We start from the raw sequence: 14,138 nt of genomic DNA on the forward strand, positions 1-14,138 counted from the left end.
CGCAAGCGTAGGGTGGGCGATATCGCCCACCTTACGCCCATGAAAAAGGGCGCCCGAAGGCGCCCTTTCCCGAACGTGGAAAGCGGTGGATCAGAAGTCCATCCCGCCCATGCCGCCGCCGCCCATGCCGCCGCCAGCCGGGGCGCCCTTGGGCTCCGGACGGTCAGCGATCATCGCTTCGGTGGTGATGAGAAGCGAGGCGACCGAAGCCGCATCTTCCAGAGCCGTCCGCGTCACCTTGGCCGGGTCGATCACACCGAAGGCGAACATGTCGCCGTACTCTTCGGTCTGCGCGTTGAAGCCGAAGGAGGTGTCTTTCGACTCGCGGACCTTGCCAGCCACGACAGCGCCGTCGACGCCTGCGTTCTCGGCGATCTGGCGCAGCGGGGCTTCCAGCGCGCGGCGCACGATGGCGATACCCGCGTTCTGGTCGCTGTTCGCGCCGGTCATGCCGTCCAGCACCTTGCCAGCCTGGATCAGGGCCACGCCGCCGCCGACGACGATGCCTTCCTGAACGGCCGCACGGGTCGCGTTCAGCGCGTCATCAACGCGGTCCTTGCGCTCTTTCACTTCGACTTCGGTCATGCCGCCGACGCGGATGACGGCAACGCCGCCCGCCAGCTTGGCCACACGCTCCTGCAGCTTTTCGCGGTCGTAGTCCGAGGTGGTTTCCTCGATCTGCGCGCGGATCTGGCCCACGCGGGCTTCGATCTCGGCCTTGTCGCCAGCGCCGTCGATGACGGTGGTGTCGTCTTTCTTGATGATGACCTTCTTGGCACGGCCCAGCATGTCCAGCGTGACATTCTCAAGCTTCATGCCCAGATCGTCGCTGATCACCTGGCCACCGGTCAGGATCGCGATGTCCTGCAGCATGGCCTTGCGACGGTCGCCGAAGCCCGGAGCCTTGACGGCTGCGATCTTGAGGCCGCCGCGCAGCTTGTTGACGACGAGCGTGGCCAGAGCCTCGCCTTCGACGTCTTCGGCCACGATGATCAGCGGGCGCTGCGACTGGATCACCGCTTCCAGCAGCGGAACCATCGGCTGCAGCGACGAAAGCTTCTTCTCGTGCAGCAGGATGTAGGCGTCTTCCAGCTCGGCAATCATCTTGTCGGCGTTGGTGACGAAGTAGGGCGACAGGTAGCCACGGTCGAACTGCATGCCTTCGACGACGGTGGTTTCCGTCTCCAGGCCCTTGTTCTCTTCGACGGTGATGACACCCTCGTTGCCGACCTTCTGCATCGCGTCAGCGATCTGGCGACCGATTTCCGCTTCGCCGTTGGCCGAGATGGTGCCGACCTGGGCGACTTCGGCGCTGTCCTTGACGGGGCGCGAGGCGGCCTTGATGGCAGCGACAACCTTGGTCACGGCCAGATCGATCCCGCGCTTCAGGTCCATCGGGTTCATGCCGGCGGCAACGGCCTTGAGGCCGTCCTTGATGATGGCTTGCGCCAGCACGGTCGCGGTGGTGGTGCCGTCGCCGGCCTCGTCGTTGGTGCGGGAAGCGACTTCCTTCACCATCTGGGCGCCCATGTTCTCGAACTTGTCGGCCAGTTCGATTTCCTTGGCGACCGTCACACCGTCCTTGGTGATGCGGGGCGAGCCGAACGACTTGTCGATCACCACGTTGCGGCCTTTCGGGCCCAGGGTAACCTTCACGGCGTCAGCCAGGATGTTCACGCCGCGCAGCATGCGGTCGCGGGCATCGGTGTCAAACTTGACGTCTTTAGCAGCCATTTTGATAGCTCCTTGAATGGGTTGAATTCAGGACAAGCGTAGGGTGGGCGATCCGCCCACCATTCCTCAGGCGATGATGCCGAGGATGTCGCTTTCCTTCATGATCAGCAGCTCTTCGCCGTTCAGGGTCACTTCGGTGCCCGACCACTTGCCGAACAGCACGCGGTCGCCAGCCTTGACCGACGGTGCGATCAGCTCGCCCGAGTCCTTGCGCGCACCTTCGCCCACGGCGACGATCTCGCCCTCGGCGGGCTTTTCCTTGGCGGTGTCGGGAATGATCAGCCCGCCCTTGGTCTTTTCGTCAGAAGCGATACGCTTGACCAGAACGCGGTCGTGCAGCGGTTTGAAAGCCATCTGGGGTACTCCCTTGAGTTTCCAGGTTTGATCTCGATTAGCACTCGCCCAATGTGAGTGCTAACGTCGGTTGAGTTAGGCAAAGACCGGGGCCGAGTCAACACCTGCCGGCGCGTGTTTTGATTTGCCTTTTGCCCCTCGCCTGCCACGATGGCCCCAGACACTCCTGACCCGGGCCCCCATGACTCGCCTTCTGACCCTTCTTGCCGCCGCCGTCCTGTCCCTTGCCGGCCCACTGAACGCGCAATGCGCCGGAACCAACCTTCTGGCCGAGATGGAGCCCGCCCAGCGCGATGCCATCGTCGCCGCCGCCGATGCCGTGCCCTTTCCACGCGGCAACTACTGGCGCGCGACCCGGGGGGAGGAGGTGATCACCATGGTCGGCACCTACCATTTCGACGACCCGCGCCACGCTCCGACACTGGCCACCATCGCACCCGCGATCCAGTCGGCCAGCACCGTCCTGGTCGAAGCCGGCCCCGAAGAGGAGAAGGCGCTGAAAGACCTGATCGGCCGCGACCCCTCGACCCTGATGATCACCACCGGCCCGACCCTTCTGGAACAGCTCCCGCCCGAGGTCTGGGCCCAGCTGAGCGAGGCGCTCGCCAAGCGTGGCGTACCCGGCTTCATGGCGGCAAAGTTGCAGCCCTGGTATGTCACCGTCATGCTGGCGATCCCGCCCTGCGCCATGGCGCAGATGCAGGACCCCAAGGGCCTGGACGGCATGGTGGTCGACACCGCCGAAGCCGCCGGCGTGCCGGTTCGGGGCCTGGAGCCCTTTGACACCGTGTTCAAGATCTTTGGCGCCATGACGCACCAGGAAATGGTCGCCATGATCCAGTCCACCCTTGCCGTCGAGGACCGGTCCGAGGATTACTCCGCCACCCTCGCCGACAGCTATTTCGCCGGGGAAAGCCGGGTGATCTGGGAATACATGCGCGAGGTGTCCTATGGCATGCCCGGCTACAGCCGCGAACAGGTGGACGCCGAATTCGCCCGCCTGGAAGAACTGCTGATGAACATGCGCAACCGCGCCTGGATTCCGGTCCTGACCGAAGCCGCCGCCGATGGCCCGGTCTTTGCCGCCTTCGGGGCCCTGCACCTGTCGGGTCAGGAAGGCGTGCTGAACCTCTTGCAGCAGGAAGGCTTCACGCTGGAACAGTTGCCGCTGTGATCCTGCCCGGCCGCCTGACCCGCCTGACCATCCTTGACCTTGGCCTGTTCGAGGTCCGGGGCGGCGAACGCCTGATCGGCATTCCGGCCTACCTTCTGCAAACCGACCGTGGCGCCAACATCCTGTTCGACACCGGCTTTCCGCCCGCATACCTGACCGACCCCGACCGCCCGGCGCAGGACGGCCTGCCGCGCTTTGGCCGGCTTCTGGACTTCACCGCCGCGCAGACGGCCCAGGGCGCACTCGCCGCCCTTGGCCTTCAGCCCCGCGACATTGACCTGACCATCCTGTCGCACGGCCATATCGACCACGTCGGCTCCCTTCCCCTTTTCACCCACGCGCCCATCCTGATGACCGGGCATGAGCGGGCCGATCCGCAGCCCAGCTACTTTGGCAGCGCCCGCCCGATGGACTGGCCCAAGGCCCGCTATCACCTGATCGACACCGACACCCCGGTCTGCGACGGCCTGACCCTGATCCCCACCCCCGGCCACACCCCCGGCCACCTGTCGGCCCTGCTGGACCTGCCCCACACCGGCCCGGTGATCCTTGCCGCTGACGCGATCAACCGCGCCTCCGAACCGGAGGAGGACTTCGCCGACGCCCAGGACCCCACCGCCGCAAGAACCTCGGCCGACCGCCTCCTGGCGCTGCCCGGCCTCTTGATCTATGGCCACGACCCCGCGCAATGGCCAACCCTGCGCAAGGCCCCGGCCTTCTACGACTGACGATAGACCTCGCCCCGGTGGCCGACCCCGATCACGATAACGGTGACCACTTCGTCCTTGATCTGCACCAGGATCCGGTAATCCCCCACGCGATAGCGCCAAAGCCCGCCCAGCCGCGCGCCCTGCAAGGCGTCGCCAAGCTGGCGCGGGTTGTCCAGAACTGCAATTCTGGTGCGCAGAAAGCTCGTAATCCGCTTGGCTTCCGTGCGTCCCATCTTGGCCAGTTGCTTCTTGGCCGCGTCGGAAACCTCAATCTGCCAAACCAAGCTCGCGCTCCACATCAGCCAGCGGCGTAGTCTTCTCCTCGCCGCTCGCAAGACGCTCCACCACCGTCTCGGCAAGATAAACGTCTTCAAGATGCTCGATCTTGTCGATCAGCGCCTCGCGCACATAATAGGTCTTGCTGCGCCCCGTGGCCTTGGCCAAGGCGTCCAGCCGCCGTTCCAAATCTTCCGGCAATCTCACCGACAGCATCGACAGCCTCCCGTCATACACGCACTACATGTATGACAGAACGCTGCCAAATGCAACCTGCCCCCGCGTGACAATCCCCACGCCCTCGCCTATACCGCGCGCGAACCCAACCTCCCGCGAGTCCTCCCCATGACCACCCTTGTTTTCGGCCACAAATCCCCCGACACCGATTCCACCGGCTCTCCGATCATCTGGGCCTGGTACCTGACCGAGACCGGCACCCCGGCGAAACCCGTCCTTCTGGGCGAGCCGAACACCGAAGCCGCCTTCGTGCTGAAGCATTGGGGCCTGGAAAAGCCCGCGATCATTTCCGACGTGACCGCCGACGACAAGGTCGTGATCGTCGACACCAACAATCCCGCCGAACTGCCCCCCTCGATCAACGAGGCCAAGATCCAGGGCATCATCGACCATCACCTGCTGGTCGGTGGCATCAAGACCAAGACCCCGATCGACATCACCATCCGCCCGCTGGCCTGCACCGCCACCATCATGCACGACCTGATGGGCGACACGCTGGCCAAGGCACCGAAGGCGATCAAGGGCGCGATGCTGTCCTGCATCGTCTCCGACACGCTGGAGTTCCGCTCGCCCACCACCACGCCCCACGACCGCGCCGTCGCCGAAAAGCTGGCCGCCGACCTGGGCGTGTCGATCAACGACCTTGCGACCGCGATGTTCGAGGCCAAGTCCGACGTCTCGGCCTTCTCGGACGCTGAACTCCTCCGCATGGACTCCAAGGAATATACCGTCGCCGGCAAGGAACTGCGCGTCTCGGTCCTGGAAACCACCGCGCCCAAGGTCGTGCTGGACCGCAAGGACAGCCTGATGCGCTCGATGGAGGGCGTGGCGAAAGAGGACGGCGCCGATCAGGTCCTCCTTTTCGTCGTCGACATCATCAAGGAAGAGGCGACGCTTCTGGTCCCGAACGATCTGGTCAAGCAACTGGCCGAGGCGTCCTTTGGCTGCACCGTCACCGGCGACACAGTGGTCCTGCCCGGCATCATGAGCCGCAAGAAGCAGATCATCCCGGCGCTGAAACTCTGACCTTCGTTGCGCAACCGTCCGTGCATACGCGCGTATGCATGGACGGTATACGCAAAGCAGACGGGTCGTAGACCGCCGTTTCTGTCCCGAAAGGACCCCGAATGACCCAGATCATCCGCTCCCTCGCCGACCTTGCCGGCCGCTACGACGCCGTTTTCTGCGACCTCTGGGGCTGCCTGCACAATGGCAAGACTGCCTTTCCGGCGGCGGTGGCGGCGTTGCAGGGCTATCGCGCGACGGGCGGAAAGGTGGTCCTTCTGACCAATGCGCCGCGCCCGAAATCCAGCGTGATCAAGCAGTTGGACGCGCTTGGCGTGCCCCGCGACGCCTGGGATATCGTCGTGACTTCGGGCGATGCGGCGCAGATGGGGATGCTGTCCGGCGCGGCGGGGCGTCGGGTCCACCACATCGGCGCGCTGAAGGATGAACCTTTCTTCACCGATTTCGCCGAGGATCTGGCCGCCTATGCCGCAAGCCAGCCGCCCATCACCCGCGTCGCCCTGAAAGACGCCGAGGGGATCGTCTGCACCGGCCTGGCCGACGACCTGACCGAAACGCCAGACGACTACCGCGCCGCGCTGCTTTTGGGGAAAACTCTCGGTTTGCCAATGATTTGCGCCAACCCGGATATCGTCGTCGACATGGGCGACAAGCGGCTTTACTGCGCCGGGGCGCTGGCGCAGATGTATGAAGAGATGGGCGGCACCGCACTCTATTTCGGCAAGCCGCACCCCCCGATCTACGACCTCGCCCGCCGCCGGCTTGCCGAATCGGGTGCAGCTTCGGACCCGCAGATCCTGTGCATCGGAGACGGCATCCGCACCGACGTGCAGGGCGGTATCGGTGAGGGGCTGGACACCCTGTTCATCACCGGCGGGCTGGAGGCCGAGCGTTTCGGTGCCGATGTCGAAGCGCCCGAGGCCGGTCTGCTTCTGCCCTGGCTGGAGGGAGAGCAGCTTTCGCCGACCTATGCGATGGGTCGGCTTCGCTGACGACCGGATAACATTCGTGCCGCTCGCGGCACAATATTGAACAATTCTTGCGCAGCCGATTGTGCTGCGCTGCAGCATGTGCTAGTGTCCCACCATGCAAGGTAGGGATTCGGAAACCATGCTCGACAACATGCCCCGTGGCACGATCTGCATCGAGGACATCGAAATCGGCATGTCCCGCCACCTGTCAAAGGTCGTAACCGACCGGGATATCGAGCTTTTTGCCGAAGTCTCCACTGACCGGAACCCCGTCCACCTGGACGAACAATACGCCCAGGACACCATATTCGAAGGCCGGATCGCCCATGGGATGCTGACTGCCGGCCTCATCTCGGCTGTCATCGGCGAACAGCTTCCCGGCCACGGCACCGTCTATCTTGGGCAAAGCCTGAAGTTCATGGCCCCCGTCCGCCCCGGCGACATGGTCCGGGCCGAGGTGACAGTCACCGCCATCGACCACGCCAAGCGCCGAGTCACCCTTGAAACCCTGGCCTCGGTGGGTAAAACCGTTGTGTTGAAGGGTGAGGCGCTGGTTCTGGCGCCCAGCCGCAAGTTCGACTGACGGGATACGGGCATTCTTGGCCCGCAAAGGGCAGGATGCAGCAGCATTTTCACTGGCAGGGCCTCGACCCGTCCACCCGCGGCGCCTCGGTCGCGATGGGCAATTTCGACGGCGTGCATCGCGGCCACCAGTCGGTGATCGACCTTGCCCGTGGCCCCGCACCCCTGGGCATCATCACCTTCGAGCCCCACCCCCGCCAGTTCTTCGCCCCCGATACCGCGCCCTTCCGCCTGATGAACGCCGAAGCCCGCGCCAACCGCCTGGCCCGCCTTGGGGTCCAGCACCTGTTCCAGCTACCGTTCGACGCCACCCTTGCCGGCCTGACGCCCGAGGGCTTTGTCACCGAAGTCCTGTCGGATGGCCTTGGCATCGCCCATGTCGTCGTCGGTGCCGACTTCTGCTTCGGCAAGGGCCGCAAAGGCACCGCGCAGGACCTTGCAACCCTTTGTGCCACCAAGGGAATCCGCACCACCATCGCCCCCCTCGTCGCCGACAACGGGACCGAGATCTCGTCCACCAACATCCGCCGCGCCTTGACCGAAGGCCGTCCCCGCGATGCCGCCGCGATGCTGGGCCACTGGCACCGGATCGAGGGCGAGGTCCTCCACGGCGAAAAGCGCGGGCGTGAGCTTGGCTATCCGACCGCCAACATGTCGGTCGACGGCCTGCACCTGCCCAAGCTGGGGGTATATGCCGTCCTCGTCGACATCCTGACCGGACCGCAGGCGGGCAGTTACGACGGCGCGGCCAGCCTTGGGGTGCGGCCCATGTTCGGCGAGAACCGCCCGAACCTTGAAACCTTCCTCTTCGACTTCAAGGGCGACCTTTACGGCCAGCACCTTTCGGTCGCGCTGGTCGACTTCCTGCGCCCCGAGTTGAAGTTCGACGGCCTGCCCGCGCTGATTACCCAGATGGACGCCGACTGCACCAAGGCCCGCAACATCCTTTCCGCGCTGTGACCCCTTCCCTTTTCCCACCCGCCGGACCACCTTGGCGCGCATGACGAACCTTCGCCCCCGCTTCTGGGAAACCGTTCCCCTGACCAAGATGACCCAGGCCGAGTGGGAGGCCCTCTGCGACGGCTGCGGCAAGTGCTGCCTGAACAAGCTGGAGTATGAGGACACCGGCGAGGTCGCCTATACCCGCATCTCCTGCCGGCTGTTCGATGGCGACACCTGCCAGTGCCGCGACTATCCGAACCGCAAGTTGCATGTGCCGGAATGCGTGGTCCTGACGCCCAAGACCTTGCCGAAGATCGCCTACTGGATGCCCGCGACCTGCGCCTACAAGCTGCTGTTCCAGAAAAGGAAACTGCCCGACTGGCATCCGCTGCTGACCGGCGATCCCGAAAGCACGCACAAGTCCGGGCAGTCCATCATGGGACTTACCATCCCGGAAACCCAGGTCCCCGAGGATGATTGGGAAGACTATCTGATCGAGGAAACCCCCTGATGCGCTTTGCCTCTGACAACACCTCTGGCGCCGCGCCCGAGGTCATGGCCGCGATCCTGAAGGCGAACGAGGGGTATGAACGGTCCTACGGCGCCGATGCCGCGATGGCCCGTGTAACCGACCTTGTGCGTGAGATCTTCGAGGCCCCGCAGGCTGTCGTCCACCTTGTCGCCACTGGCACCGCCGCGAACGCCCTTGCCATCGCGACCCATTGCCCGCCCTGGGGCGCTGTGTTCTGCCACCAGCACGCCCACATCGCCGAGGATGAGTGCAACGCGCCCGAGTTCTACTCTGGTGCCAAGCTGGTCCTTGTCCCCGGCGCACATGGCAAGATCACCCCGGAGACCCTGGGCCAGGCTCTCTCCACCACCGGCGAAAGCGGGGTCCACGGCGTGCAACGCGGGATGCTGTCCCTGACCAACGTGACCGAGGCGGGAACGGTCTATACCCCCGCCGAAATTGTCGCCCTGACCGCATTGGCCAAGGCCAAGGGCCTGCCCTGCCACCTGGACGGCGCGCGCTTTGCCAATTCCCTGGTCACCACTGGCGCGACCCCGGCCCAGATGACATGGAAAGCCGGGATCGACGTGCTGTCGCTGGGCGGCACCAAGAACGGCTGCCTGGGGGTCGAAGGAGTTGTCCTTTTCAACCCCGAAAAGGCCTGGGAACTGGAACTTCGTCGCAAGCGCGGCGGGCATCTCTTCTCGAAGCACCGTTTCCTCTCGGCGCAGATGGAGGCGTATCTGACCGACGGTCTCTGGCTGCGCCTTGCCGCGCAGGCCAATGCCATGGGCCAACGGCTGGTCCAGGGCCTGCGCGACCGGCAGGCCCATGTTCCCCCGGCTGATGCCAACATGCTGTTCCCCGAATGGCCCATCGGCCACCATGACCGGCGCTTGAAGCTGCGGGTGCCGCCTACTACCGCTTTCCGGCCCCCGAAGGCCGCGAACGCGCCCGGCTCGTCGCGTCGTGGTCCACGACCGAGGTCGATGTCGACCGCTTCCTGGACGCCTTCTGACCCTATTGCGTCACAGCGCAGGATTTTCGCACCGTTAGCGGTGCCGGGCGTTTGCAACCGCAAAACCCGGTGATAAGCGACACGCATCCCGAATCCGCTGCCCCGGAGCCCCCATGCCCGCCGTCACCGAACCGAAGCTGATCGCCGGAAACGCCAACCTGTCTCTGGCGAAGTCCATTGCCCGCCGCATGTCCATGCACCGGGGGATGAGCGTGAACCTCGTGGACGCCCGCGTGGAACGGTTCAACGACCAGGAAATTTTCGTCGAGGTGTTCGAGAATGTCCGGGGCGAGGACATGTATGTCATCCAGTCCACCTCGAACCCGGCGAACGACAACCTGATGGAATTGCTGATCATGACCGACGCGCTGCGCCGGTCCTCGGCCAGCCGCATCACCGCCGTGATCCCCTATTTCGGCTATGCCCGCCAGGACCGCCGCGCCAAGGCCCGCACGCCGATCAGCGCCAAGCTGGTGGCCAACCTGATCGAGACCGCGGGCGTCGACCGCGTGCTGACCCTCGACCTGCACGCGGCACAGATTCAGGGCTTCTTCGACATTCCGGTCGACAACCTTTACGCCAGCCCGGTCTTTGCGCTGGACATCGAACACCACTTCCGCGGCCAGCTGGACGAGCTGATGATCATCTCGCCCGACGTGGGCGGCGTCGCCCGGGCGCGCGAACTGGCCAAGCGAATCAACGCCCCCCTCGCCATCGTCGACAAACGCCGCGAGAAGGCGGGCGAGATTGCCGGAATGACCGTGATCGGCGACGTCCGCGGCCGCAAGTGCATCATCGTCGACGACATCTGCGACACGGCCGGCACGCTGTGCAAAGCCGCCGAGACCCTGATGGAGGCCGGCGCGACCGAGGTCCACAGCTATATCACCCACGGCGTCCTTTCCGGCCCGGCGGTGGAGCGCGTGTCGAATTCGGTCATGAAGTCGCTGGTGATCACCGATTCCATCGAGCAGGGCGACAAGGTCAAGGGCGCCGGCAATATCCGCATCGTCCCCACCGCCCCGATGTTTGCCCAGGCGATCCTGAACATCTGGGGCGGCATGTCCGTCTCCAGCCTGTTCGAGACCGACACCCTGGTGCCCATCTACGAGGGGCTGTACCAGCGCAGCTGAATTTCCCGAGATCGGTGAAATTCAGCCCATTTTAGGCCGCAATTCCTCGGCAGAACCCACATTGTTCAACAAGTGTGGCGGATCATGCGGTCAGTTTCCGTAGAGCAGGGTAGAGCGTTGGGGCCAGTGCTGCGGCGCCATGGGATGTTGATCGCGATCGTCGCTGGATATTGCGCAATCGCCTGGTGGATCGCCAGCCAGTACACGTTCAACGTGACTGGCGACAAGATCGGCGCCTTGCTGCGCAGCTTCGGCAAGAAGGTGCCCCAGATGATCTTTCTGGTGCTTTTTGCCCGGCTGCTTTACCTGACCTACGTCAAACGGGTCGATGATCGGATCGGGGTTCTGAAGGCAGATATCCGGTCTTTCCTGACGGACCGCGACCGGATGCTCAGCGGCCTGCTGGCCTTCCTGCTTATGTCCTTGACACTTATCGCTTTTGCGCAGTTGAAGAACCTGATCCCCGAGATCAACCCATTCGCCTGGGACGAGGCGTTCATGCAGCTGGATCGCACCCTGCATTTCGGCGCCTTGCCGCATGAATTCCTGCATGCGGTGTTTGGCGGGCACTACATGATCTCGCTCTTCACCGGGCTCTACAACATCTGGCTTTTCATGATGTATTTCGTGCTGGTCATGGCCTGTTTCATGCGGCCAGACAGCGCGGTGCGGATGCAATATCTGATCGCGTTCCTGTTCACCTGGGCCATTGGCGGCAACCTCTTCGCCACCCTGTTCTCCTCGGCTGGGCCGGTCTACTACGCTGACCTCGGGTTGGGCGACGCTTACGCCAGCCTGATGCAGCGCCTGCACGATCATGCAGCCACCGGCGCACTTACCGTCGTCGACACGCAGTATCTGTTGTGGGAGATGTACTCGCGTCCTGAACTGATCAACGCCATTTCGGCCTTCCCCAGCATGCACGTCGGCTCGTCCGTCCTGATGGCGATCTTTGCCTGGCGTGTATCCCGGATGGCTGGCTACCTTGCCTGGACCTTTGCGCTGCTGATCATGATCGGCTCGGTCCTGCTGGCCTGGCACTATGCCGTGGATGGCTATGTCGGGGGTCTGGTGGCGGGGTTCAGCTGGTTCCTGGCCGGGCTTATCGTCCGCGCAAGGTCCGAAGACTTTTCCCCCGTCCGCAGCTGATCAGGTCACGTCCCAGTCATCCTCGTCCCGGGTCGCGCCGATCGCCATCCAGTCGGCGCGAATGCGGGCCACCCGGGTATCGGCCCAGGTGCGGAACACGATATCGAAGCCCTGGGCCGTAATGTTCTCGGCCGCGATGTCGATACGCGAGTTTGTCCGGTGGTCGATGTCCCACATCGAAATGCCGACCGTCACGGCGGGGATGTCCAGAAAGGGTTCGCGGAAAAGTTGCGCCTGCCGGACCTCACGCGGGCCCGCGCCGGTCCACATCGGTCCGTCATGGGCAAAATCGTTGAACAGGATCGTCGACCCCTGCTCGACCCCGACCACTCCACCAATTCGCCGCATCGTCATTCCACACGTCCACACCCAAACGCATCTTGCCCGATTCGGCAGCAAAAGGGGTTAGCAAAAAAGAAAAGGCCCCGAAAAATCGGGGCCTTCATCCGCGCTAGGGCCAGGATCAGATCCCGGCCTGGGCGCGCATCGCGTAAAGGTCGGCCACCGCCTTGTCGGCCGTGTCCTTGTCGGCATTGACCGCCGCCGCTTCGCAGGCGTCCGCCACCAGGGCGTCCATCTGCGCCGGGGTCATCTCGTCCAGCGGGACGGCCTGTTCAGCCAGGACCGACACGCCAGTCGCGCTGATCTCGGCGAAGCCGCCGGTCACGACATAGGCCTTCACGCCGTCCGCCGAGACCACTTTCAGCAGGCCCGGCCGCAGCGAGGTGATGGTGGGGGTATGCCCCTCCATCGCCGTCAGGTCGCCCTGGGCGCCCGGAATCTGGACCTCGGTCGCCGGATAGGACGCGAGGCGCCGCTCCGGGCTGACCAGGTCGAATTGCACCGTGCTGGCCATTTCGCCCCCTTATGCCGCTGCCGCTGCGAGTTTCGCGGCCTTGGCTTTCACTTCCTCGATGTCGCCGACCATGTAGAAGGCGGCTTCCGGCAGGTGGTCGTACTCACCCGCGACAACCGCCTTGAACGAGGCGATGGTCTTTTCCAGCGGAACCTGCACCCCGGGCGAGCCGGTGAACACCTGCGCCACGTCGAACGGCTGCGACAGGAAGCGCTGGATCTTCCGGGCACGGGCCACGGTCAGCTTGTCCTCTTCGCTCAGTTCGTCCATCCCCAGGATGGCGATGATGTCCTGCAGCGACTTGTAACGCTGAAGGATGCCCTGCACCGAACGGGCGACCTGATAATGCTCTTCGCCCACGATCTGCGGGTCCATCAGACGCGAGGTCGAGTCCAGCGGGTCCACCGCCGGGTAGATCCCCAGTTCCGAGATCGCACGGCTGAGCGTGGTCGTCGCGTCAAGGTGCGCGAACGAGGTCGCAGGCGCCGGGTCGGTCAGGTCGTCGGCCGGAACGTAGATCGCCTGCACCGAGGTGATCGAGCCACGCTTGGTCGAGGTGATGCGTTCCTGCAGCGCGCCCATGTCGGTCGCCAGCGTCGGCTGATAGCCCACGGCCGAGGGGATACGGCCCAGCAGCGCCGACACTTCCGAACCCGCCTGGGTGAAGCGGAAGATGTTGTCGACGAAGAACAGCACGTCGGTCCCGGATTGGTCGCGGAACTGCTCGGCCAGGGTCAGGCCGGTCAGCGCCACGCGGGCACGGGCGCCCGGCGGTTCGTTCATCTGGCCATAGACCAGCGCCACTTTGGACTTGGTCAGGTCGTCGATGTTGATGACGCCGGATTCGATGAATTCGTGATAAAGGTCGTTGCCCTCACGGGTCCGTTCGCCCACGCCGGCGAACACCGAATAGCCCGAGTGCACTTTGGCGATGTTGTTGATCAGTTCCTGGATCAGAACCGTCTTGCCCACGCCTGCACCGCCGAAGAGGCCGATCTTGCCGCCCTTGGCATAGGGGGCCAGCAGGTCGATGACCTTGATGCCGGTCACCAGGATCTGGCTTTCCGTCGCCTGCTCGTTGAAGTCCGGGGCGGGCTGGTGGATCGCGCGCGACTCGGCGGCGCTGATCGGGCCCTTTTCGTCAATCGGGTCGCCCACCACGTTGATGATGCGGCCCAGGGTCGCGTCGCCCACGGGGACCGAGATCGGCGCGCCCAGGTCCGAGACCAGGGCACCGCGCACCAGACCTTCGGTTGCGTCCATGGCGATGGTCCGCACGGTGCTTTCGCCCAGGTGCTGCGCCACTTCCAGAACCAGGCGCTTGCCGTTGTTGGTGGTCTCCAGCGCGTTCAGGATGGCGGGCAGGGCGCCATCGAACTGGACGTCGACGACCGCGCCGATGACCTGGGTAACCTTACCCGTAGCCTTGGAGGGAGATTTTGCCATTGTCATAAGCCTCGTTTTA

16 protein-coding genes and 1 pseudogene are annotated in these 14,138 nt (G+C 64.4%); 10 read left to right on the top strand and 7 right to left on the bottom strand.

Translation table 11 applies throughout. The features are described 5' to 3' along the window. Positions 1 to 90: 90 nt before the first annotated feature. Together groL and CXR42_RS15410 are read right to left on the bottom strand one after the other, a co-directional pair. On the bottom strand, positions 91 to 1,734 hold the full coding sequence (gene groL / locus CXR42_RS15405; RefSeq protein WP_103258470.1) for a chaperonin GroEL: 1,644 nt from the start codon (positions 1,732 to 1,734) through the stop codon (positions 91 to 93). 66 nt (positions 1,735 to 1,800) lie between these two features. Continuing rightward, positions 1,801 to 2,088, bottom strand: a complete 288-nt coding sequence (locus tag CXR42_RS15410; RefSeq protein ID WP_103258471.1) for a co-chaperone GroES — start codon at positions 2,086 to 2,088, stop codon at positions 1,801 to 1,803. Between the two features lie 181 nt (positions 2,089 to 2,269). Between CXR42_RS15410 and CXR42_RS15415 the strand changes: the two genes are divergently transcribed. Continuing rightward, on the top strand, positions 2,270 to 3,262 hold the full coding sequence (locus CXR42_RS15415) for a TraB/GumN family protein (protein ID WP_103258472.1): 993 nt from the start codon (positions 2,270 to 2,272) through the stop codon (positions 3,260 to 3,262). Next, entirely contained in the window at positions 3,259 to 3,990 is a 732-nt protein-coding gene (locus tag CXR42_RS15420) for an N-acyl homoserine lactonase family protein (protein WP_103258473.1), read from the top strand. The genes CXR42_RS15415 and CXR42_RS15420 overlap by 4 nt, the downstream gene beginning before the upstream one ends. Here CXR42_RS15420 and CXR42_RS15425 read toward each other — a convergent pair. Further along, entirely contained in the window at positions 3,981 to 4,256 is a 276-nt protein-coding gene (locus CXR42_RS15425) for a type II toxin-antitoxin system RelE family toxin (RefSeq protein ID WP_103258474.1), read from the bottom strand. The genes CXR42_RS15420 and CXR42_RS15425 overlap by 10 nt on opposite strands. Beyond that, positions 4,240 to 4,464, bottom strand: a complete 225-nt coding sequence (gene relB, locus CXR42_RS15430; protein ID WP_103258475.1) for a type II toxin-antitoxin system RelB family antitoxin — start codon at positions 4,462 to 4,464, stop codon at positions 4,240 to 4,242. Before relB ends, CXR42_RS15425 begins: the two co-directional genes overlap by 17 nt. Before the next feature lie 129 nt (positions 4,465 to 4,593). Here relB and CXR42_RS15435 point away from each other — a divergent pair, with 129 nt between their 5' ends. The 8 genes and pseudogenes from CXR42_RS15435 (at position 4,594) to CXR42_RS15470 (ending at position 11,817) form a co-directional block, all read left to right on the top strand. Further along, complete coding sequence (locus CXR42_RS15435) at positions 4,594 to 5,511, top strand: manganese-dependent inorganic pyrophosphatase (protein WP_103258476.1); 918 nt, start codon at positions 4,594 to 4,596, stop codon at positions 5,509 to 5,511. Between the two features lie 101 nt (positions 5,512 to 5,612). Beyond that, positions 5,613 to 6,503, top strand: coding sequence for a TIGR01459 family HAD-type hydrolase (locus tag CXR42_RS15440; RefSeq protein WP_103258477.1), 891 nt, complete (start codon positions 5,613 to 5,615; stop codon positions 6,501 to 6,503). A gap of 118 nt (positions 6,504 to 6,621) precedes the next feature. Beyond that, positions 6,622 to 7,065 (top strand): MaoC family dehydratase, encoded by a 444-nt coding sequence (locus CXR42_RS15445; RefSeq protein WP_103258478.1) that lies wholly within the window; start codon positions 6,622 to 6,624, stop codon positions 7,063 to 7,065. Between the two features lie 35 nt (positions 7,066 to 7,100). Next, positions 7,101 to 8,024 (top strand): bifunctional riboflavin kinase/FAD synthetase, encoded by a 924-nt coding sequence (locus CXR42_RS15450; RefSeq protein ID WP_103258479.1) that lies wholly within the window; start codon positions 7,101 to 7,103, stop codon positions 8,022 to 8,024. 40 nt (positions 8,025 to 8,064) lie between these two features. Continuing rightward, positions 8,065 to 8,517, top strand: coding sequence for a YcgN family cysteine cluster protein (locus CXR42_RS15455; RefSeq protein ID WP_103258480.1), 453 nt, complete (start codon positions 8,065 to 8,067; stop codon positions 8,515 to 8,517). Beyond that, a pseudogene (locus CXR42_RS15460) lies at positions 8,517 to 9,535 on the top strand (threonine aldolase family protein). Before CXR42_RS15455 ends, CXR42_RS15460 begins: the two are co-directional and overlap by 1 nt. 113 nt (positions 9,536 to 9,648) lie before the next feature. Continuing rightward, positions 9,649 to 10,668: a ribose-phosphate pyrophosphokinase gene (locus CXR42_RS15465; protein ID WP_103258481.1), complete on the top strand. Its 1,020-nt coding sequence runs from the start codon at positions 9,649 to 9,651 to the stop codon at positions 10,666 to 10,668. Between the two features lie 144 nt (positions 10,669 to 10,812). Continuing rightward, positions 10,813 to 11,817, top strand: coding sequence for a phosphatase PAP2 family protein (locus CXR42_RS15470; RefSeq protein WP_180996080.1), 1,005 nt, complete (start codon positions 10,813 to 10,815; stop codon positions 11,815 to 11,817). On the opposite strand, the gene CXR42_RS15475 is transcribed toward CXR42_RS15470, so the two are convergent. The 3 genes from CXR42_RS15475 to atpD all read right to left on the bottom strand — a co-directional run bounded on the left by CXR42_RS15475 (position 11,818) and on the right by atpD (position 14,119). Further along, positions 11,818 to 12,165, bottom strand: coding sequence for an H-type lectin domain-containing protein (locus CXR42_RS15475; protein ID WP_103258637.1), 348 nt, complete (start codon positions 12,163 to 12,165; stop codon positions 11,818 to 11,820). 115 nt (positions 12,166 to 12,280) lie between these two features. Continuing rightward, positions 12,281 to 12,673 carry a F0F1 ATP synthase subunit epsilon gene (locus CXR42_RS15480; protein ID WP_103258483.1) on the bottom strand — a complete coding sequence of 131 codons (393 nt, stop codon included), beginning with the start codon at positions 12,671 to 12,673 and terminating at the stop codon, positions 12,281 to 12,283. Positions 12,674 to 12,682: 9 nt separating this feature from the next. Continuing rightward, positions 12,683 to 14,119 carry a F0F1 ATP synthase subunit beta gene (gene atpD / locus CXR42_RS15485; protein ID WP_103258484.1) on the bottom strand — a complete coding sequence of 479 codons (1,437 nt, stop codon included), beginning with the start codon at positions 14,117 to 14,119 and terminating at the stop codon, positions 12,683 to 12,685. Between the last annotated feature and the right edge of the window lie 19 nt (positions 14,120 to 14,138).

Source organism: Tabrizicola aquatica, assembly GCF_002900975.1.
Classification (GTDB): domain Bacteria; phylum Pseudomonadota; class Alphaproteobacteria; order Rhodobacterales; family Rhodobacteraceae; genus Tabrizicola; species Tabrizicola aquatica.

What these genes read in the sequence shown, in the direction of transcription:
- groL (WP_103258470.1), bottom strand. Translation starts at nt 1,734, where the DNA reads ATGGCTGCTAAAGACGTCAAGTTTGACACCGATGCCCGCGACCGCATG.
- CXR42_RS15410 (WP_103258471.1), bottom strand. Translation starts at nt 2,088, where the DNA reads ATGGCTTTCAAACCGCTGCACGACCGCGTTCTGGTCAAGCGTATCGCT.
- CXR42_RS15415 (WP_103258472.1), top strand. Translation starts at nt 2,270, where the DNA reads ATGACTCGCCTTCTGACCCTTCTTGCCGCCGCCGTCCTGTCCCTTGCC.
- relB (WP_103258475.1), bottom strand. Translation starts at nt 4,464, where the DNA reads ATGCTGTCGGTGAGATTGCCGGAAGATTTGGAACGGCGGCTGGACGCC.
- CXR42_RS15435 (WP_103258476.1), top strand. Translation starts at nt 4,594, where the DNA reads ATGACCACCCTTGTTTTCGGCCACAAATCCCCCGACACCGATTCCACC.
- CXR42_RS15440 (WP_103258477.1), top strand. Translation starts at nt 5,613, where the DNA reads ATGACCCAGATCATCCGCTCCCTCGCCGACCTTGCCGGCCGCTACGAC.
- CXR42_RS15445 (WP_103258478.1), top strand. Translation starts at nt 6,622, where the DNA reads ATGCTCGACAACATGCCCCGTGGCACGATCTGCATCGAGGACATCGAA.
- CXR42_RS15450 (WP_103258479.1), top strand. Translation starts at nt 7,101, where the DNA reads ATGCAGCAGCATTTTCACTGGCAGGGCCTCGACCCGTCCACCCGCGGC.
- CXR42_RS15455 (WP_103258480.1), top strand. Translation starts at nt 8,065, where the DNA reads ATGACGAACCTTCGCCCCCGCTTCTGGGAAACCGTTCCCCTGACCAAG.
- CXR42_RS15465 (WP_103258481.1), top strand. Translation starts at nt 9,649, where the DNA reads ATGCCCGCCGTCACCGAACCGAAGCTGATCGCCGGAAACGCCAACCTG.
- CXR42_RS15470 (WP_180996080.1), top strand. Translation starts at nt 10,813, where the DNA reads ATGTTGATCGCGATCGTCGCTGGATATTGCGCAATCGCCTGGTGGATC.
- CXR42_RS15475 (WP_103258637.1), bottom strand. Translation starts at nt 12,165, where the DNA reads ATGCGGCGAATTGGTGGAGTGGTCGGGGTCGAGCAGGGGTCGACGATC.
- CXR42_RS15480 (WP_103258483.1), bottom strand. Translation starts at nt 12,673, where the DNA reads ATGGCCAGCACGGTGCAATTCGACCTGGTCAGCCCGGAGCGGCGCCTC.
- atpD (WP_103258484.1), bottom strand. Translation starts at nt 14,119, where the DNA reads ATGGCAAAATCTCCCTCCAAGGCTACGGGTAAGGTTACCCAGGTCATC.